Annotated in this window: 11 protein-coding genes; 3 read left to right on the top strand and 8 right to left on the bottom strand. The window is 32.6% G+C overall.

The window, feature by feature from the left end:
* Window position 1: 1 nt before the first annotated feature.
* The 8 genes from KLA_RS08775 to KLA_RS08810 all read right to left on the bottom strand — a co-directional run bounded on the left by KLA_RS08775 (window position 2) and on the right by KLA_RS08810 (window position 17,367).
* Window positions 2-1,819, bottom strand: a complete 1,818-nt coding sequence (locus KLA_RS08775; RefSeq protein WP_034645195.1) for a hypothetical protein — start codon at window positions 1,817-1,819, stop codon at window positions 2-4.
* 4 nt (window positions 1,820-1,823) lie between these two features.
* Window positions 1,824-2,786: a hypothetical protein gene (locus KLA_RS08780; protein ID WP_034645145.1), complete on the bottom strand. Its 963-nt coding sequence runs from the start codon at window positions 2,784-2,786 to the stop codon at window positions 1,824-1,826.
* Window positions 2,787-2,832: 46 nt separating this feature from the next.
* Entirely contained in the window at window positions 2,833-5,706 is a 2,874-nt protein-coding gene (locus tag KLA_RS08785) for a glycoside hydrolase family 2 protein (RefSeq protein ID WP_034645147.1), read from the bottom strand.
* Between the two features lie 199 nt (window positions 5,707-5,905).
* On the bottom strand, window positions 5,906-7,501 hold the full coding sequence (locus KLA_RS08790) for a sulfatase family protein (RefSeq protein ID WP_034645149.1): 1,596 nt from the start codon (window positions 7,499-7,501) through the stop codon (window positions 5,906-5,908).
* Between the two features lie 24 nt (window positions 7,502-7,525).
* Window positions 7,526-8,908 (bottom strand): sulfatase-like hydrolase/transferase, encoded by a 1,383-nt coding sequence (locus tag KLA_RS08795; protein ID WP_034645151.1) that lies wholly within the window; start codon window positions 8,906-8,908, stop codon window positions 7,526-7,528.
* A 2-nt stretch (window positions 8,909-8,910) separates the two neighbouring features.
* Window positions 8,911-11,382, bottom strand: a complete 2,472-nt coding sequence (gene galB / locus KLA_RS08800; protein ID WP_013620007.1) for a beta-galactosidase GalB — start codon at window positions 11,380-11,382, stop codon at window positions 8,911-8,913.
* A 12-nt stretch (window positions 11,383-11,394) separates the two neighbouring features.
* Entirely contained in the window at window positions 11,395-12,918 is a 1,524-nt protein-coding gene (locus KLA_RS08805) for a sulfatase-like hydrolase/transferase (RefSeq protein WP_034645197.1), read from the bottom strand.
* Between the two features lie 150 nt (window positions 12,919-13,068).
* Window positions 13,069-17,367: a two-component regulator propeller domain-containing protein gene (locus tag KLA_RS08810; protein WP_235183528.1), complete on the bottom strand. Its 4,299-nt coding sequence runs from the start codon at window positions 17,365-17,367 to the stop codon at window positions 13,069-13,071.
* Window positions 17,368-17,605: 238 nt separating this feature from the next.
* Here KLA_RS08810 and KLA_RS08815 point away from each other — a divergent pair, with 238 nt between their 5' ends.
* From KLA_RS08815 to KLA_RS08825, 3 genes are read left to right on the top strand one after another with little or no spacing between them, the layout of a single operon-like run.
* Window positions 17,606-18,613, top strand: a complete 1,008-nt coding sequence (locus KLA_RS08815; RefSeq protein WP_013620004.1) for a zinc-binding alcohol dehydrogenase family protein — start codon at window positions 17,606-17,608, stop codon at window positions 18,611-18,613.
* Between the two features lie 9 nt (window positions 18,614-18,622).
* Window positions 18,623-20,275, top strand: a complete 1,653-nt coding sequence (locus tag KLA_RS08820) for a UxaA family hydrolase (protein ID WP_034645158.1) — start codon at window positions 18,623-18,625, stop codon at window positions 20,273-20,275.
* A 34-nt stretch (window positions 20,276-20,309) separates the two neighbouring features.
* On the top strand, window positions 20,310-21,788 hold the full coding sequence (locus tag KLA_RS08825; RefSeq protein WP_235183529.1) for a tagaturonate reductase: 1,479 nt from the start codon (window positions 20,310-20,312) through the stop codon (window positions 21,786-21,788).

Here is a 21,788-nt window from a genome sequence, read left to right on the forward strand (position 1 = left end):
ATTATTTTTTTAAGTTTTCTGTATTTAAAATAATAGAACTTACATAACCTCCAGAATCAGGAAAAGTGAGCACTACGGTGTTTGCTCCGTTTTTAATATTACTTACAGTTAAAGGTATTGGTATTACACCAAAAAATTGCTCTCTACCGGCTTGGTCATACCCAGCCCAATTGTTAGGTACAGTGACTTTAATACCATTTACTTTAACAATAGGTTTTTTAGATAAATTATGAGCTCTACCAAGTCCCATTTTTAAAGTAGCATTTCCTTTATTAGTAGAAATTACATTGTTAACAGTAAAAGTAATAGGAGCATTAGCTTTTATTTCTTGTAAGCAAGTTTTTGTATAATAGTTGTTTTCTTTTATAACATTAGAAAACGTATAATCTGCCAGGTCATAATCTAAAATAATAGTTTCACCAGGTTTTAAAGTTAGTTCTTTTACAGCTTTTTCATTGGTAAAAAAAACAAGCTTAGGAATACCATTTTTATTATTGTAAGACCTTTTTATAGTTAAGTTGTTTACCAATTGGTTGCTAGTGTTTAGGTAGTCTATATTAATAGTTTGTGCATCACCAGTTAAATTGTTTAAAGCAACATACCCTTTGTTTTTATTTGCAAACGCGTGTACTTGTATGTCTGGATTGTTAGATGTTGCATAAATACGTTTGCCTTGTACACCTTTCCAAAGCTGCCAAAATTTTCTTAGATGCGTGTATTTGTACGCTCCATTTTTTCCTTTGCGTAGTAATACCCAAGGGTAAGGATGACCATTTGGGTTTCTACTATCTTTATAAAACCACGTTGCTTTGCCAGTAATAAATGGTACAGCTTTTAGCAACCTGTCTGGTTTGTCTAACAAAGACATTAATATGTTGTTGTATGATGTTAAACAAATACCATTTAGTGCAGCAGAATAAGGTTGTCCTTGTAAACCTTTTGCAGTGTAACCATACTCCGATATAAGATGAGGTTTTACAACACCCCATTTTTGGTAACTATAAGACTCAATTAAATCTAAAATAGCTTCAGAATTACTACCAGACCTATAATTAAAGTCGCCTTCTACATTTCTGCCATCATAAATATGGGTAGCAAAAAATTGCATACTTTCTCCAGCGGTATCCATAAAAACCTTCATTCTGGTGTTCCAAATAGCAAAGTTATTTTTGTCATATTCTGGCCAAGCAGCACTATAACCACCAACCATAATATTAGGAATTTCTGCGTGTACTTTATCTGCTACTATTTTATGAAATTCAGACATTTCTGAAATTACTTTAGGAGTCTTATCATAACTATCTACAAAATCTTTTGCGTGTACAAAAGGCTCATTCATAACCTCATAATATTTAGGCATTACTGGGTATGCTTTTTTAATATATGCTACGTTAAAAGTAGCGGCTTTTTCAAAATCCATTCCTAGTTTATAAGCATCTCTAGGGTGGTTTGTAATAATTAAATCTGTTGTTTTTTGTGTAGCAAATAAAGGTGCTTTTTTAAACCTCTGTGCATTTGCTAAGGCTAATTTAGTAGCATTATTTACAGATAAATCTCCTTTTTTATATTTAGAAAAAGGCCCTGGTCCAGCAAATGTTCTTCCAAATTTAATACCTAAATCGTTAAATAAATAATTGGGGTCGTCTGCCAAAGCACCGTCATTGTATGAAGCGTGCATTGCAAAGTATTTTTCTCGGCTTAATTCACTTTTATCTCCAATAAACTTTTGAGTGGTAAAATCTATTTGTACACTATTGTTCTGAGAAAAACAGAATGAGCAAAGTGTAATACTTATAAGCGTTAAAATTTTATTTTTCATATGTTTAAAATTTTGCAAATTTGTAATAATTATTGTCGCTTGTAATAGCAAAATATCCACCTTTAGGCAAGTTGTTAAGAGCTACAGACTTGCTATCTTTTACCTCTAAAACCGTTTCTCCTTTTAATGTTATTATTTTTATGTATTTAAATGCAGTTGCACTTGGTAAGGTTAAAACTTTAGCTGTTTTGTTTAAAGATACCTGAATGCTTTTATCATTAATCTCTACTATGGTAAGTTGTTTTTGAGGCTTGGTAATTTTTAGACCAGATATTTCTTTACTTACATACGTTTTATTACTAAAATCTTCTTGACTACCAAAAGAAACAGAGTACTTGTAATTTTTTCCCTCTAAAGGTGTATTGTAATTTATAGTTAACTGTTTATCTCCTTTACCAGTAGATACCTTTATACGGTCTGATGATGCTAACCATTTACCACCCTCCCAAATTGCAGCTTGTATAAATATTGGTTCTTTTGTAATGTAACTTACAGGCACATTGTATTTTGGATTACTAGCAATATTAGTAGCCAAAAGTGGAGAAAACGTTACATTGTTAGAAAATGAAACAGCTTGTTTAACCATTTCTATGTTACTAATAACCTGCCCTGTACGTGTAGTTTTCCAATTGCCATTTACATCTCTTAAACTTAAAACAAGTTTATAGCCTTTGCCGTTAGTTGGTTTTTTATTAGTGGTAATAGTTAACTTTTTTATACCCTGACCTTTTTTTACTTTCACCTTGCTGCCAGCATAAAATTTAGAGGGTCCACCACTAAGTTCAACACTTAAATCACTATCAGTTAAAGCAACATAACCAATAGTAAACTCATATGTTGTATTAGCTTGCAAAGTAGTATTTGGTTCTTTAATAAAAATTACTTTTTCATTTTGCTCTTGTGCTGTTATGCTAGTAAAACATAGTAAAAACAGCCAAAACAGGTGTTTTTTTAGTGTTATTTTCATTGTTTTTTGGTTTATTGGTTGGTTAATTAGGTGTTGGTAAAATGCATTATTTTACTTGTTTTAATACAAAGCCGTTTAGCCACATATCACCTACATTGTTTAAATTTTTAAAGTTGATGGTTATTGTACTTTTACCGTCTGCAGAAAACTTAGATGTTATAGATAAAGGTTTACGTTCTCCTGTATTATCATTCTGGTAATAATCTACTATATGATCATCAGATTTTCTTGAAAAAGCACCATTAACATCTACAACTTGTACTTCAATTTCGTTGGTCATTTTAACGTTGCCTCTTCTGGTATGGTGAAATGTTTCTATTTCATAATTACCTGCTTTTAAATTATTTATGCTAAGACTTAAATTTCCTTTTTCAGAATATAAACCATCTGTACCTACAAAGCTTAAATCTCCTAACATTGCGGTATCTCCTAACCATTTAATGTTGTCTGTAGCACTAACCGCTATAGTAGCATTAAAATCCTTTAAGTTGTAAGTTAAGTTGGCATTGCTGTTACCGGTCCATTCTTCCCAATCAAATTGTACCAATTGTTTGTTGCCTCCAATGTCTACACTGGTTACAGGAAAATCGTAAATAGGAGTAGCATTATTTACAATTTCATTTGTATTATAGGCTGATGTTGTAATACTTGTTTTAGCAGATTTTAAGCCTTTAGCTTTAGCTGTAATTGTAATTTTACCTGGAGTATTTTTTCCTTTTATGTAAATTGATGCAACACCGTTAAAAGAGCGTGCAGGGTTAGCATCTATTTTACCATTGTCTATTAATTCTCCTGCACCAGATACAAAAAACTCTACGCGTTGCTTTGTGTTAGTAACTACCTCGCCATTTTTATCTAAAATAGATGCGTGTACCAGTCTTATATCAGATCCGCCAGCATAAAAAGGTTGGTTTGTAATATTTAAATCTAGTTTTAAACTATACGGACTCTCTTCTTTATGCCTTGTAAATTCGGTTATTTTTTCTCCATTTGTATAACCTATAGCTTTTAAAGTACCATTTGTCCAGTTAAATTTAAATGTAAATGAAGGGTGGTTTAGGTTTAATTTGGTTAGACTATTATCTGGAACTTGCCTTGCAATAAGTTTACCATTGTGATAAAGCGCTACCTCTTGGCAATTACTAAAAACTCTAATTTTTCCGTTTTTAGAAGCCGTTTCATCTGCAATATGTACCATTGGTTTTTTTACCAATTCAGATTGATACCAGTAGTACACCGGTTTTGGTACTCTAAAAGCAGATAATACTCCGTATGTAGTCATAAAATCTCTTTTCCATTGCTCGTCATTTACATCTGGTTGTAAATGATTGTAATCTGCCCCCAACCAAGTTATGGCTGCAAAATTGTTTTTATTGCCTTTGTACCTAGAAATATGAAACTGATTTACCTCGGAATCTGGCGTACTACCGTGCTCCATAACCATAGTAAAAGCACTCTCAGGAAATTCTGTTCTACGGTAATCCATAGTTGCGTGTACATCTGTAACACCTTCATTTTTTACTCCGTTCCACGGACTAGATGCAGATGCTGTTAGCCTAAACGGATCTTCTTCTTTAGCAACAGTTTGCATTCTTGGCACTGGACCTCTGTGGTTTATTCCTGCACCCCAAACAATAATAGAAGGGTGGTTTCTGTGGTTACGTATCATAGTTCTTGTAGCAGCTTCTAAATTAGAAAACCAAGCATCATCACCCCATAAAATCCAAGTACTAGGTTCCTCATAAACCAAAATACCTAACTCATCACAAGCTTGTAAAAAAGCATCATCTTGTGTATAATGTGATGTTCTAATAATGTTCATCCCCGCTTTTTTATATTGTAGTGCTTCATTGTAATGAAAAGAATTAGGTACGGCATCACCTACATTTGGGTAGTTTTGATGACGGTTAGCACCAACTAAAAATAACGGCTCGCCATTTAAAACAAACCCTTTACCTTTTTCTAGGCTAAATTTTCTAAAACCAAATTTGTTCTCTACAAAATCTACCGCATTATTTTCATCATAAATAACAGAGTTAGCTCTGTACAAATAGGGAGAATCTGGAGACCATAAATGGTAATTGTCTTCTATAGTTGCAGATTGTCTAAAAGTATATACAGCATTAGGCGCTATTGTTTTGGTAGAAGTAATTTTTTTTACAACCACACCATCTTTATTAACAATCTTGGTAATAATCTTGGTGTTTTTGGCTGTATCGTTTTCGTTTTTTACGGTAGTTTTTATGGTAACCGTTCCGTTATGCTTGTTTACTGTTGGTGTGGTAATATGTACGCCAGCATTAAAATCTTCCCAGTTGTAGTTAACGTGTAACTTATTGGTTGTTACCAAATAAACATCTCTATACAAGCCACCAAACTTTACATAATCTGTTCTGTGTGGGTCAGGAGCTATTACCTGACTAAAACTATTATCTGCCTTAACAGCAATAGTATTTTCTTTGCCCAAGTTTACAAAGTCAGTAATATCAAAATAAAAAGGAACATAACCATTTACAGCATAGTTGCCAACTTTTTTACCATTTACCCAAAGCTCTGTAGCATTGTGTATGGCTTCAAACTCTAAAAATATTTTTCCTGTAGCATTGGCATCAATAGTAAGTTTTTTTCGATACCAACTAATGTCACGCAAATACTTTTCTTGTACCCAAGTTTCTTTTACGCTATCTAACTCATAAGATACCAATTGTGGTGCATGGGGTACAGAAACGTTTTCCCAATTGTTGTCATCAAAGTCAATAGCAGTTGGTGCGTTTGGTAAATCTCCTAAATGAAATTTCCAGTTAAAATTTAAGTTTGTTTTGGTTCTGTCACCAGCTGTAAATCCTTCTGGTAAATTATTACTTTGTGCATAAGAAATTGCAGTAATAAATAAGCTTAAGAGTGCTAATTTTATTTTCATTGTAAAGTGTTTGGTTTATGAGAAATTAAAATTATTTATTCTTAGCTCAATAGGTAATTAGATATGTATTGAAAAATAGAACATATGGTTTATTGCACATTTTAAAGACATTGTTAACATTAAAAAGTAATGTATTAGTATAAAAAAAAGCCTTGAAAAATAGTTTTCAAGGCCTTTTAGTTGTTTAGGGTAACTAAATTTATTTAAGTTCTAATTCTCCAGTTTCTTCAGTAGTTTCACCTCTTAATTGTGTATATATAGAAACAAGTTCAGATAGTTTTTTAGCATTTGTATCTGCCAAGTTGTTTTGTTGCTGTTTATCTTCTTTTAAGTTATAAAGTTGATACTCATTAGCTATACCCAATTCTATATTTACTTGTGTATTTATAGCTTTACCTTTATAGGGCGGAATTAAAGCCCAGTCACCACTCCTTAATGCCGTTTTTTTGTTGGCTTCTAAAATTAAATGCTTTCTTCCGTTGTTAGACTTTCCTAAAAATGCATCTAATAATTGCTCGCTATCATTAGTAGTTGTATTACTACCTGTAAGTTTAGCAAGCGAACTAAGTAAATCTACTTGGCAAACCAAAGCATTAGATACAGCAGGCTTTATTTTTCCTTTCCAATAAGTTATAAATGGTACACGCGTACCAGCATCAAACAAACTGTATTTACCACCTCTTAAACCACCTGTAGGTGTATGTTTTCCTAATTTTTCTACAGCATCATCAAAATAACCATCATTTAAAACAGGACCATTATCACTGGTAAATACAATTAAAGTATTTTCTAATAGTTTTTCTTCTTCTAATGTTTTTATAAACTCGCCAATAATCCAATCTGCTTCTAAAATTACATCACCTCTAGGGCCCATTCCAGATTTGCCTACAAAGCGTGGGTGTGGTGTACGGGGTACGTGTGGCTGTTGTAGAGCGTAGTATAAAAAGAAAGGCTCATTTTTATGCTCTGTAACATATGACTTAGCTTCTTTTAAAAAATGATCTGCCATATCTACATCACTCCATTTGGCAGCTTCACCACCTTTCATAAAACCAATTCTAGGAATACCATTTACAATGCTATTATTATGTCCATGATGCCATTTCATACTTAACAATTCCGGATTGTTTTTGCCTGTTGGTTGGTTGTCATAATTTTTAGAATAATCTACTTCTATAGGATCTTTTGGGTCTAAACCATCTACGTGTCCGTTTTTTATATAAACTGTTGGTACACGATCTTGTGTTGCTGCCATAATGTAAGAGTAATCAAAACCAACTTCATTAGGACCAGGAGAAACACGTTCATTCCAATTCACATTTCCTTGTCCAAGTCCTAAATGCCATTTACCAACAATACCAGTAGCGTATCCTTGTTTTTTAAGCATTTTAGGAATGGTAGTTTGCTCTGTATTAATTATAAGTGGTGCAGTACCAGGTAAAATTGCCGCATCTTTATTACGCCAAGGGTACACACCAGTTAGTAAGCCATATCTACTAGGCGTACAGGTTGCAGATGTTGCATAACCATTGGTAAACCTAACGCCTTCATTTGCAAGTTTGTCTATATTAGGAGTAGTTATTTCTGTAGCACCATTAGCACTAATATCTCCGTAACCTAAATCGTCCATATAAATAACAACAATATTTGGTTTGGAGGTTTCCATTGTTGTTTTATTTTTAGCAGAATTGTCTGCCTCTTTTTTAGTTTCTTTACAGCTGCTTATAAAAATACTAGTTGCAATTGCCAGCGAAACGTAAATATATCTTTTTTTGTTTTTAAGTAAATGTATCATTGAATTGGTTTTGTGGCTAAAATATTACTTTTTTAATGATTTTTCTCGTGTTTTTCTCCATCTTTTATCCTCTTTAACTACATTTTCTGCGTGCGGATCTAACCAACCAGGAGTCTTGTTTTTTGCATCCCAGTTGGTATAAGACTTTTCTAAATCTATACATATTTCTGGGTGTTGGGCAGCAATATCATATCGTTCTAAGTTATCTTCTTCAATATTAAAAAGTAAGGTTTTATTTTTATAGGCACTTTTATACAATTTGTACTTGTCTTTTCTAACAGCATATTCAAAATTACCAGAAGATCTCCAAAATAGGGTCTTGTGCGGTGTACCTTTATTTTTATTCAGTAAATAAGGCATTAAATCTACACCATCTAATTGTTTTTCTATAGCAGCATTACCACCAGCAGCATTTAAAAGTGTAGGAAATAAATCTAATGATGATATAGGTTTTATATACTTACTATGTTCCTTTATTTTGCTTGGCCATGAGATAAAAAAAGGTACTTTTATTCCGCCTTCAAATAACATTCCTTTGTGTCCTCTGTAAGGTCTGTTATCTGCGTGTTGTATTCTTCCGCCATTATCACTTAAAAAAACTAAAATAGTATTGTCTTTAATACCATTAGCAACAAGAGTAGAATCTATTTTACCAATATTAGCATCTACAGCATTTACCATAGCAGCATAAACACTTCTGCCAGCATACTCTATATGTTTGGTTTGCTCTAAATATTTTTTTGTAGCGTGGTCTGGTGCGTGTGGTGCGTTATAGGCCAAGTAAATAAAAAATGGGTTTTTATCTTTTTTGTTGATAAAATTGATAGCTTCATTGGTAAAATCATCAGTTAAGTAGGTTAGTTCTTCCTCTGCAACTGGCTTTGTGTTGCGGTAAATAGTCTGAATTTTGCTTGTTGCTTTTCCCCAATAGTTCATACTTCCGCCAGGAAAACCAAACCAATGGTCAAAACCTTGTGCAGGTGGGTGCAGATTAGGATGATCTCCTATATGCCATTTGCCAATTGCACTTGTTCTGTATCCTTGTTCTTTTAATGCTTCAGATATTAGTTTTTCTGATAAAGGTGTACCAATTGTGGCATCATTTTCTCCTTCATAAGGCATATTACAGTCGTGCCCAAAACGCGCCTGATACCTTCCGGTAAGTAATCCAGCCCTAGACGGACTGCAATAAGGGTGAGAAACATATCCGTTAGAAAAAATTACACCTTCAGAAGCTATTTTATCTAAATTTGGTGTAGGAATATCTGTAGCACCATTAAAACCAACATCTGCCCAACCTTGGTCATCTGTTAATACCACAATAATATTGGGTTGTTTTTGTGCAGTTATTAGTTGCGCAAAATAAAAAAAACAAAAAGCAAGTATTAAATTTTTAAGGCTACTCATTCCTATTTAGTTTTTATAGTTATTGTGGCAGAGGTAAGGTTATCTGCAGTAGCTGTTAGAGTTATTTCACCAGGATTTTCTGTAGCTTTTAAAATGGCTAAACTTTTACCGTAAAACGATGTAATATAATTTGCCTGAAAAGACTCTAATGAGGCAGAGTTGCCATTGCCAACAGCTTCTAAATTACCATTACCAGATACTTTAAAATTAATTAGATGATTTGCTTTAGGACATAAGTTACCGTCTTTGTCTTCAACCCTAACTGTAATAAATGATAAATCTTCTCCACTAGCATTAATAGTAGTTCTGTCTGCTATTAATTTTATTTTATAAGGTTTGCCTGCTGTTTTAATTTCTTTAGTAGCTACAGGTTTTCCATTTTTATACCCAACAACTTTTAAGCTTCCAGGTTGGTAAGGTACATTCCATGAAAGTCTGTATTTAGAGTCAATAGTGCCACCTTTAAAACCATTGTATTCTGCAAAAATGGTAGTAGTATCTTTTCCTTTTATTTTTTTGCCATAAGATTTACCGTTTACAAAAAGTTCTACTTCATCACAATTTGTATACGAGTATACAGGTATGTTTTGGCCTTCTTTACCTTCCCAATTCCAATGTGGTAATACGTGTACCATTGGCTCTGTGGTCCATTGGCTTTGGTACAAATAAAACCTGTCTTTAGGAAAACCTACTAAATCTACAGGTGCAAAATATGATGCGTGGGATGGCCAATCATCATTCCAATATCCGTTAGTAGAGTTGTCTCTTCCGCCATAAGGAGTAGGTTCTCCTAAATAATCAAAACCAGTCCAAATAAATTCTCCCAACGAATGTGGATTTTGTTTTTGTGCTTCAAATTCTACTTCTGGAGGGTATGTCCATGACGGACCAATATTTACATCATAACTAGAAACCTGATTAGTTTCTTTGCTAACTCTTTCTTTTAATGGAAACTCATAGTAACCTCTAGTACTTGTTTGTGAAGATGTTTCTGATCCATAAAAAATCATATCAGGGTTTTGTTCTCTAATTTCTGCATAATAAGCAGGTTTGTAGTTTACACCAACAACATCTATTTGGTAGGCTAATTTGTTTTTAAATGAAGCAGGGTAATAGTTAAAACCAGCAGTTGTAGGTCTGGTATTGTCTTCATTATGACAAATGTCATTTAACATTTTAGCTATTTTCCAGCCATCTTTTTTACCTTGTTCTAAAATTTCGTTTCCAATACTCCACATAATTACAGATGGGTGGTTGCGATCTCTTTTTATCATATCTCGCAAATCTTTCTCTGCCCATTTGTCAAAATATTTATGGTAACCATTAGGTACTTTAGCCTCTTTCCATTCATCAAAAGCTTCATCAATAACCACAATGCCAAGTCTATCACAAACCTGCAGCATTTCTGTAGAAGGTGGGTTGTGACTAGTACGTAGAGCATTTGCACCCATTTGTTGCATTATTTGCATTTGGCGTTCCGTAGCTCTATAATTTACAGCAGCACCCAAAGGGCCAAGATCATGGTGCATACAAACACCATTAAGTTCTACTGCTTTTCCGTTTAAGTAAAAGCCTTCTTTTTTAAACTCAATAGTTCTAATACCAAATTCTGTAGTGTACTCATCTATTGTCTTGTTATCTTTTATAACACGACTAACAGCTGTGTATAAGTTTGGTTTGCCAATATCCCATAAAATAGGGTTAGGAACTGTAATTTTTTGCACCTCTTTTTGTTCAGATGCTTTAGCTAGTTCTATTTTGTTGCTTGAAACAGCAACAGTTGTATTGTTTATGTCTAAAATGGTAGTTTCTAGTACAATGTTTTCAGTTGTATTTAGGGTATTTTTTAGTTTAGTTTCTACGCTAACAACGGCTTTATTACTAGCTACTTTAGGTGTAGTAATGTATGTTCCCCATTGCGGAATATGTATTGGTTCGTTTAACTTTAAACGAACTTTGCGGTAAATACCAGCGCCAGGATACCATCTTTCAGATAAAATTTCTGGAGCCAATTGTACGGCAATAACATTGTTTTCTCCAAATTTTATAAACGGAGTTAAATCATACTCAAACCCACTGTAACCGTAATGGCGTTCTCCTACAAAATTGCCGTTAATATAAACTTTGGAGTTATCCATAACACCATCAAACTCTATAGAAATTTGTTTGTTTTTGTTTTTAGCGTCTACAGTAAAATGTTTTCTGTACCAAGCAATACCGTCTATAGGTAAACCACCGTTACGTGCATTATTTTTATCACTAAACGGACCTTCTATAGCCCAATCATGTGGTACGTTTACTTTTCTCCAATTGCTATCATCAATAGTTATGGCTTCTGCATTAGGAATACTATCTTTTATAAATAACCAGTTTTTATTAAAATCTTGGTCTGCTAAAACTTCTATTTCCTTTTCTTGGCAAGAAGAAAAAAACATCAGAAAAAGTAGTAAAGCAGTTAATTTATATGTTTGCATATGGTTTATTTTTTAGTTTGATTTAAGTTGAGGTTTAGACGTAGAAATATCTAACGGGTCATTCATTGTTTTTTGAAGCTTTTGTAGTTCATTAAATAACTGTAACACCCTGTTTTGCTCTTCCGGTAGGTTAGCAATATTATTCATTTCTTCAGGATCTGTTTGTAGATTAAACAGTAGTACTTTTTTAATTTTAGGGTATACAAGAAGCTTGTAGCCATCTTTTCTAATCATTCTTTGTACATCTAAATACGCACCGTAAATACTTTTGTAATTGCTTTTTGTATTATTTTGTTTTGCCAGCTGTAAAAAGCTATTAAACTCAATGTAATTAGGTTTTTGTATACCTGCAATTTCTAACGAGGTTGCCATAGCATCTTGTAAGTATACATCTGCAGTATTCTTTTTGTTTTTGGGGATATCTGGACCAACAATTATCATTGGAGGTCTAATACTGTGGTCAAATAAATTTTGTTTACCAAGTAAACCGTGTTTTCCCATAGCTAAGCCATGATCTGAGGTAAAAATAATATACGTATTGTTTATTTTTCCAGAGTTTTTTAATGCTGTTAGTATATCTCCTATTTGAGCATCTAAGTGTGTTATGCTAGCATAATACTCTTTTATATGAGTTTTTATGGCAAGCTCTGTTCTAGGAAAAGGAGCTAAGGCTTCGTCTCGTAAATCATCACCATTAGCAATATTGTGCCTGTATGGATACTCTGGTAAAAAGCTTTTTGGAATAGTAATGTTATTTACATTGTACATAGCTTGGTAAGCTTTTGGAGCCTGCCTAGGATCATGTGGAGCATTAAAAGCCAAGTACATAAAAAAAGGTTTTTCTTTTTGTTTTGCTGTATTTATAAAGGTTATGGCATCGTCTTTTAAAACTTCACTCCAGTGTTTTCCGCCTTTCCAGTAACCACCTTTAGTAATATCTGTTGGTAACCAAGTAGTATCTGTAGTAGTTTTTGGTCTGTTATAGCCATTAGGCATAATTGTTTTAGAATCTGGATTTTTAGTTTTGTAAAGAGAATCGAACTTTGCAACCATTGTTGCGTGGTCCCAAGCATCTCTTGGCATACCAGGTCTTATGTTGGCAGTATATTTAAATACTTTTGTAGCAGGAGCGTCTACGTGCCATTTACCAGTCATATACGTATCATAACCACTGTTTTCTAATAATTTAGCCCAAGTTTTATCAATAGAATCTTGTTTTTTCCAGTTTTGTCTAAAATTATTAGCTCTCCATACGGTTCTGCCAGAAATAAGCATTGCCCTAGATGCAGCGCAAACTGCACCGCTCCATGACCCCATATTGTACGCGTTGGTAAATGTGGTTCCTTGCTGTACAAGAGCATCCATATTTGGAGTCTTAATTTCAGAATTTCCTAAAGCATTAATGGCAGTATAGGTTTGGTCATCTGTAAAAATAAAAACAATATTAGGTTGTTGTTTTTTTGACTTTGGATTGCTTTTTTTACCACAAGCACTAAGTGTAAGTACTAGTATTAAAATAGCTGTATAAATCTTCATAACTACATATTTTACCATAAAATTATTGTGCGCACTAAAGTTGTACGCACAATAATAAAATTAACTCCTATGTAACAAAGTTGAGATTTGCAGCTTTAAAAGTAGTATACAGATGGTTTTAATAATAAAACATATGTTTTTTATTAAAAGCTATTCCTTATCTGTGGTGTCTTCACTATTAATTCTAATGTATTTGCTAGGTACAACACCAAACTGTTTTTTAAAACATTTAGAAAAATATGATGCTGTATTAAAACCAGTCATATACATAATTTCTTTTACAGATAAATCGCTCTTTTCAAAAAGCTGTACAGCTCTTTTTAATCTAATGTTTCTTATAAATTCACTAGAGGAGAGTCCTGTTAGTTCTTTAATTTTTAAATACAAGTTACTTCTACTCATATTCATTTCTTTAACTAACATTTCTACACTAAACTCTGAGTTCATCATATGCTTTTCTACAATTTCTATGGCGTTTTGTAAAAAAGTTTCATCAGAAGACGTAACTGTAACTTCATTAGGCTGTAGTGTAATTTCTCTATTAAATTTTTTCCTTAATTTTTCTCTGTCATTTAAAATATTAGAGAGTTTAATCTCTAATAATTCTAAGTCAAAAGGTTTTCTAATGTAAGCATCTGCGCCAGTTTTTAGGCCTTCAATTTCTTTTTCTTGAGACGTTTTTGCGGTTAACATTACAACAGGAATATGACTGGTTTCTTGTGTAGATTTTATTTGGTTACAAAATTCTATACCATCCATAACAGGCATAACTAAATCTGTTATCACAATATTAGGAATAAATTTTTTGGCAAGTTCTAATCCTTTTTGTCCGTTTTCAGCTTCATAAATATAGTAGCTTTCACCTAGTCCTTTTTTAATAAATGATCTTATATCTGGGTTGTCATCAATAATTAAAAGCATTGGTAATTTAGATCTTGACCGTGTCATATTCTGGTCTATAATATCATCCATAAAACTTATGGCGTGCGACTCTGCATCTACCTTGCTAATAAATGTATTATCTTCAAAAACCTCATGAAAGTTAAGCTCTTTCTTTTCTTCATAGGTTTCTTTATCTTTTGGTAACCAAACATAAAAAGTAGATCCGTTTTCAGAATCGCTTTTCACTTTAATAATACCTTGGTGTAGTTCTACCAAGTTTTTTGTAAAAGATAAGCCTATGCCTGTACCTTTAGTGTTTACATGAGTTGTTAATCCAATTTCTGTGTAAAAACGTTCAAAAATATGTTGCAATCTGTGTGCAGGAATTCCAGGTCCAGAATCTTTTACTTGTATAACAATATATTTATCTTGGTTTATATTAAGTTCAATATCATCTGGTTTTTTAAAATCTTCACCATTAAAAATATCTAACTTAATTTGCCCATTTTCTGGAGTAAATTTAAATGCATTAGACAATAAGTTATTTATAATTTTTTCTACCGCATCAGGATCAAACCAACTTAAAATAGATTCTTTAGAAACATTAATTTCAAAATTAATATTCTTTTTTCTACTTAAAAACTGAAATGGTTCACCAACATCTTTTAAAAATTCTACAATATTATTTTTACTTAGATTAAGGCTCATTTTTCCGTGATCCATTTTTCTAAAATCTAATAATTGATTTACCAAACGCAATAAGTAATCTGTGTTTTTACGCATTAATACATATTGGTCTTTTGCTTCTTTTGGGCTAATGGTATCTGCCTTTTTCAGTAAAAAATCTAAGGGTCCTTTTATAAGTGTTAATGGAGTTCTAAACTCATGAGAGATGTTGGTAAAAAACTCTAACTTTAATCGGTGTATTTCTTCGTGTTTTTCTTTTTCTAAATGTTCTAACTCTAACTGGTGTTTTTCTGCAGATCTAATTATAGTAAACCTTCTAAAAGCAAGTAGTAGAGCAATTGCAAGTAACACATATAAAGCTTTGGCAATGTTTGTTCTCCACCAAGGTGGCGTAACATCTATTTTTAATTCAATAGGTGTTTCATCCCAAATGTTATCGTTATTAGAGGCTTTAATTTTAAGTACATAAGAGCCAGGTTCTAAGTTGGTATAGGTTGCAAATCTGTTTTTTGATGTTGTGTAAATCCAATCTTTATCAAAACCTTCTAATTTATAAGCATATTTATTTTTTCTGGATGCAGCATAGTGTAAAGCAGCAAACTCAAAAGAAAAACTGTTTTCGCTATATTTTAGCTTAATTTTATTTATAAAATTTATAGACTTGTTTAAAATAACTCTTCCGTTTATTTGTTCACCAATGGCAACAGGTTTATTAAAAATAGAAAAGTTAGTAAGTACCGTTTCTGGCTTAATTTTGTTGCTAATTATTTCTTCAGGAAAAAAAGCAGTAAACCCGTTTACACCACCAAAAAATAATTTTCCTTCCTTGGTTTTTAAAGCTGTAAGTTCACTAAACTCGTTACTTTGTAGCCCATCATTAACATCATAATTCTGAAAAGTTTCAGAGGTAGGGTTAAATTTAGATAATCCGTTGTTGGTAGACATCCATAAATTACCTTGGTTATCATCTAAAATACCTTTAATAACATTGTTAGGTAAACCATCTTTTTCTGTGTAACGTTTAAAACGTATTGTTTTGTCTTTATTTACAATAAGTTTGTTTAAACCGCCACCAAAAGTACCAACCCAAATGGTTCCAGATTTACTCTCAAAAACAGTTAATATGTAATTGTGACTAAGTGTGGTGTCATCTTCAGGATTGTTTTTAAAAGTTTCAAACTTTGGTATTTTAGATCTTTGTTGGTCTGGTGTAAGCCTGCTTAAACCATTACCTGTAGCAAACCATTTATTTCCTTTAGAGTCTTCAAAAATATCTCTAATAATGTTGTTGGGTAGGCCAAACTGCTGGTTGTTATTTTGTCTTAAAATATCTTTAGTAAAACTGGTGCTGTCTTTGTTAATTAACCACCTATGTATACCTCCGTTATAGGTGCCTATCCAAATATTTTTTTCTTTGTCTTGTAAAATAGAAAAAACACTGCCAGATACATCTGGAATTAATTTTAAATCGTTTTCTGATATTTTTTTGTTGTCTGTAACATCAATTTCAAAAAGCCCAGGAGAAAACTCTCCTCCAATAAATATTTTTCTTTTGTTTTTTAAAAAAACTTCTTCAATAGCAAATATTTTGTTGATGTTATTAAAGTGTTTAAATTGATTAAAATCTTTAGTAATGTTATTTTTTTTGATAAAATTTAGTCCGCCACCTTCTGTGCCAACCCATATGTTTTGTTGGCTATCTTCAAAAATAGCACGTACTTTATCATTACTTAAACTATTAGGGTCTAAGCTCTTTTTTATATGAGAAAATTGCTTTCTGTTTGGGTCAAATTTATTTACACCGCCACCATTTGCTCCAGCCCAAATTATACCAGTTTGGTCTATGTATAAAGATTTAATAGCATTTTTAGTAAGACTATTATTAGGGTTTTTGGGATCGTACTTATAAATATTAATTAACTTAGGAGTAGCATTTTCTGTACTAGAAAATTCTAATAAACCATTATCTGTACCAGCCCATATTTTGTTATTGTCTATAGAAATTGCATTGTAAGAACCCTCATATAAAAACTCTATTTGATTGGTTTCTTTAGTTGGCATATACCTATACAAACCATTACTAGTGCCCAAAATTAAATTACCAAAACTATCCTCTTTAATAACTTTTACATTACAATTTGGTAAGTCAATTAAGTGGTTAACAGATTGAAAATAAATAGTACCATCATTATCTCTAGATAGTTTAGATAAGCCGTTAGTACCACCAATCCATACTTGGTGTTTACTGTCTTCAAAAAAAGAACTTACATTATTAGTACTTTTTATTGGTACAGAGCTGTTTTGGTATAAATTGTAGTGGGTAAACTTTAAAGAATCTGTAGGCTTACTTAAGTCTGCCATACTAATGCCTTTTACTGTGCCAACCCATAATCTATTACTACTATCTCTAAAAAGTACAGTTATATAATTACTTTTTAAACTACTATTGTCTTTAGGGTTGTGTTTGTAGGTTTTAAATTCTTCGGTTTCTCTATTAAAATAATTTAATCCGCCACCTGTAGTGCCAACCCATAAGTTGCCTTTATCATCATCAATAATTTTCCAAATTAAATTGCTGCTAATGCTTTTTTCGTTTTTTGCATCAGGTTTAAAAATGGTAAAGTTGTAGCCATCATATCTATTTAACCCATCATGGGTTCCTAACCACATAAACCTATCATTGTCCTGAAAAATTACATTAACATCACTTTGCGATAAACCATTTTCTGTAGTTAAGTGCTCAAACTTTAAAGAGTTTTGAGCATATGTTGTAGTAATAAATAATAGAAATATGCTAACTGTTAGTAGCATTATTCTTTGGTAAGTATAAAGATTAGTAAGGTTATAGGTCATACTAACAAATATATCAAAATAGAACATACAATAGGTCATATGGTTTTTTGTATTTGTTAGGTGTAAAAACAAAGTAATTGTATTAAGGTGCTGGTTATTAGTTAATTGGTGTTTGTAGGTGAAAGTTTTAATGGCTTGCTAAATAACATATGTTCTAGATTTTAAAACATATACTGTAATTAACAAAACTGATATAAACGAACTTTACCAAAGAGCTAATAACACAATTAACTGTTAAAAATAACTAACAATAACGCCATTAATAATGAAGTATATAGTTTGTGAAAAACCAGGAGAATTTCTTTTAAAAGAGAAAGATGCACCAGTTAGAAAAGAAGATGAAGCCCTACTAAAAATTAATAAAGTAGGTATTTGTGGTACAGATTTGCACGCTTATGGTGGCAACCAAGCTTTTTTTACCTATCCTAGAATTTTAGGCCATGAGTTGGCATCAGAAGTTTTAGAAATTGGCGCAAATGATAAAGGAATAAAAGCAGGAGATAAAGTAGTTGTTATGCCTTATATAAGCTGTGGAACTTGTATAGCTTGTAGAAACGGAAAAACAAATTGTTGTACTAATATAAAAGTTTTAGGTGTGCATACAGATGGTGGTATGCAAGAACAAATTACTGTGCCAGCTTCTATATTAATACCAGCTAATAATTTATCTGATGACCAAATGGCAATTGTAGAACCTTTGGCAATAGGAGCCCACGCTATCAGAAGAGCAAATATTGTAAAAGGAGAAACTATAGCTGTTGTTGGTTGCGGTCCTATTGGCATAGGAATTATGAAATTAGCACAAATTGCAGGTGCTAAAGTAATAGCACTAGATTTAAACGAGCAAAGACTACAATATGCTAAAGATAAAATAGGAGTAGACTATACCGTAAACGTTGCAGATAATCCTGTAGCTAAAATTACAGAGATTACAAATGGCGATTTATGTACAGCTGTTTTTGATGCATCTGGACATAAAGGAGCACTAGAAACTTGTCCGTCTTATATGTCTCACGGCGGAAGATTTATACTAGTAGGCCTGTCTAAAGGAGAGTTAACCTATACACACCCAGCTATACATGCAAAGGAAATGACTTTAATGTGTAGCAGAAACGCAACAACTGAAGATTTTGAGCACGTAATTAATGTGTTAAATGAGTTTCCTACAGATTCATTTATTACACACTCTGTACCTTTTACAGAGATGATTTCAAATTTTGATAGTTGGCTTAAACCAGAAACAGGAGTAATAAAAGCAACTGTAAATTTTTAAAAAATAGTAATGTCTAAAAACTACATACAAATAGATGCTAAAGATAATATTATAGTTGCCATTACAGCATTAAGTAAAGGTACAGTAGTAACTATTGCAGGCAAACAAATAGTTTTACAACAAGACATAAAGCAAAAACATAAGTTTGCTTTACACGACTTTAACCCTGCAGATAAAATTTTCATGTATGGGGTTTTAATAGGTAAAGCAACCACAACAATTAAAGCAGGTAGTGCAATTACAACAGAAAATATAAAACACGCATCATCAGACTTTACCAATCAAAAAAAGGAGTTTGTTTGGAGTACGCCAAACATATCTAAGTTTAAAGACAAAACATTTAATGGATATCATAGAAAAGATGGTAAAGTAGGTACTGCCAATTACTGGTTGGTAATACCACTAACTTTTTGTGAGAACAGAAATATTGATGTTATAGAAGCTGCACTTGCAGAGAAACTAGGCTACCAAACAAAAAAAGATTTTGCTGTAGATACAGATGCTTTAATTAAGCAGTATAAAGCAGGAGCCCATAAAGATGATATTTTAAATACTCCAATTATTACCAGTCACGAGGAAATGGCTAAAAATAGGGTGTTTCCTAATGTAGACGGAATTAAATTTTTAAAGCATGATGGTGGTTGTGGCGGTATACGTCAAGACTCTGAAACCTTATGTAAATTATTAGCAGGTTATATATGCAACCCAAATGTTGCTGGTGCTACAATTTTAAGTTTAGGGTGTCAAAATGCACAAATTTCTATGATGCAAGAAGCTATTTTGGCTATAGACCCCAGCACTACCAAACCAGTATATTATTTAGAGCAACAGCGTAGTTTAAGTGAGCGTAACTTTATAGAAGAAGCTGTTAAGCATACATTTTTAGGTTTAATAGAAGCTAATAAAATTACCCGTAAACCAGCACCATTACATAAACTTGTTTTAGGGTTAGAGTGTGGTGGCTCTGATGGGTTTTCAGGAATATCTGCAAACCCAGCTTTAGGTTATGCGTCAGATTTATTAGTGGCTTTAGGCGGTAGTCCTGTTTTAGCAGAGTTTCCAGAGTTAAACGGCGTAGAGCAAGAAATAATTAATAGGTGTGTAACAGAAGAGGATTCTAAAAAATTTTACAATTTAATGAGAGCGTACTCAGCAGCAGCAGTTGCTGTTGGTTCTGGTTTTGAAAACAATCCGTCTCCCGGAAATATTAAAGATGGTTTAATAACAGACGCAATGAAATCTGCAGGAGCGGCCAAAAAAGGAGGTACATCTCCTGTTGTTAGCGTGTTAGATTATACAGAGCAGGTTACAAAACCAGGGTTAAATTTATTGTGCACACCAGGTAATGATGTAGAGTCAACTACAGGCTTGGTTGGTTCTGGTTGTAATGTAGTAGTATTTACAACTGGCTTAGGAACACCCACCGGAAACCCAGTTGCACCTGTTTTAAAAATGTCTAGTAATACCAACTTATACCAACGTATGCAAGATATTATAGATATAAATGCAGGTACTGTAATTAGTGGCGAGGATACCATAGAAACTATGGGTGAAAAAATATTAGAACATATTATAAAAGTTGCTAGTGGAGAACTAGCATCAAAAGCAGTAATACATGGCAATAACGACTTTATTCCGTGGAAGAGAGGAGTTTCTTTATAAATACTATTTACGTAGTAAACAACGCATTGTAAAAATGGCAACAAAAGAAAAAACAATACAATTATTGGATAGGCATACAGCTCAAAAACCAGTTATACATCCCATACGTGTTATGCAATTTGGCGGAGGTAACTTTTTGCGTGCCTTTTGTGATTGGATGTTTGATGTATTAAACAAAACAACAGCGTTTAATGGTAGTGTAGCTGTAGTTAAACCAACAGAAACAGGAGATTATACTGCTCTTAGAGAGCAAAACGGTTTGTTTACTGTAGCCTTAGATGGTATTAAAAATGGGAAAACAGTATCAGAAGTTACTTTAGTAGAATCTATAAGTACCATTATTCAGCCTTATACAGAATGGGATAAGTATTTGGCATTGGCAGAGTTGGCAGAATTACGATTTATAGTTTCTAATACAACAGAAGCCGGAATTCAGTTTTCTGAAAATGATAAAATTACAGATTGTCCTCCTAAAGAATTTCCTGCTAAACTAACATTGTGGCTGTATCACAGGTATAGTTATTTTAATGGAGACAAGGATAAAGGCTGTATTTTATTGCCTTGTGAGTTAATAGAAGATAATGGTGAGGCTTTAAAAGAAACAGTTATACAGTATTCAAAACATTGGCAATTAAAACAAGAGTTTATAGACTGGATTTTAAATTGCAACCATTTTTGTAGCACACTGGTAGACCGCATAGTATCTGGTTATCCTACAGACAGAGCTCCATTTTTAGAGGAAAAAACAGGTTTTAAAGATAAACTTTTAGTTGCTGGTGAAGAGTACCATAGCTGGGTAATTAAGGCAAATGCATTGGTGCAAAAAGAATTGCCTTTTTCTAAAACAGATTTAAACGTACAGTTTGTAGATAATTTACACGATTACCGAGAAATGAAAGTACGTATTTTAAATGGTGCACATACTTCTTTAGTTCCGGTTGGTTATTTAGCCGGTTTAAGAACGGTAAAGGAAAGTATGGATAATGAAGTGGTTAGCAATCATATTTTTCAAATTTTAGCTACAGAAATTAAACCTACGTTAACCAAGTTTTCTTCAAATGAAATAGATGCTTTTATAGATGCTGTGGTAGACAGGTTTAAGAACCCTACACTTCAACATTTTTTAATTGCAATATCATTAAATAGTACCTCAAAATTTCAATCTAGATTATTGCCAGCATTTAAAGATTATAACCAGTTACACGGTTCTTTTCCTAAACGTATTGCCTTTTCATTAGCTAGCTTAATTCGTTTTTATAAAGGTAGTTTTAATGGAGAAGTTATTGCTGTTACTGATGATAAGTTGGTTTTAAAATTTTTTGAAAACCAATGGAAAATGGTAGAGAATAAATCACAATCTGTAACAGATTTGGTTGCACACACCTTAGCTAATAAAACCATATTAGGAGAAGATTTAACAAAGTATAAAGGACTGGTAGATTTTATTGCTAAAAGCATTACGGCTATTGATGAATATGGAGTAGAAGAATGTTTAAGAAAAATGGAAAACTAA

The organism is Cellulophaga geojensis KL-A (assembly GCF_000568425.1).
GTDB classification, from domain to species: domain Bacteria; phylum Bacteroidota; class Bacteroidia; order Flavobacteriales; family Flavobacteriaceae; genus Cellulophaga; species Cellulophaga lytica.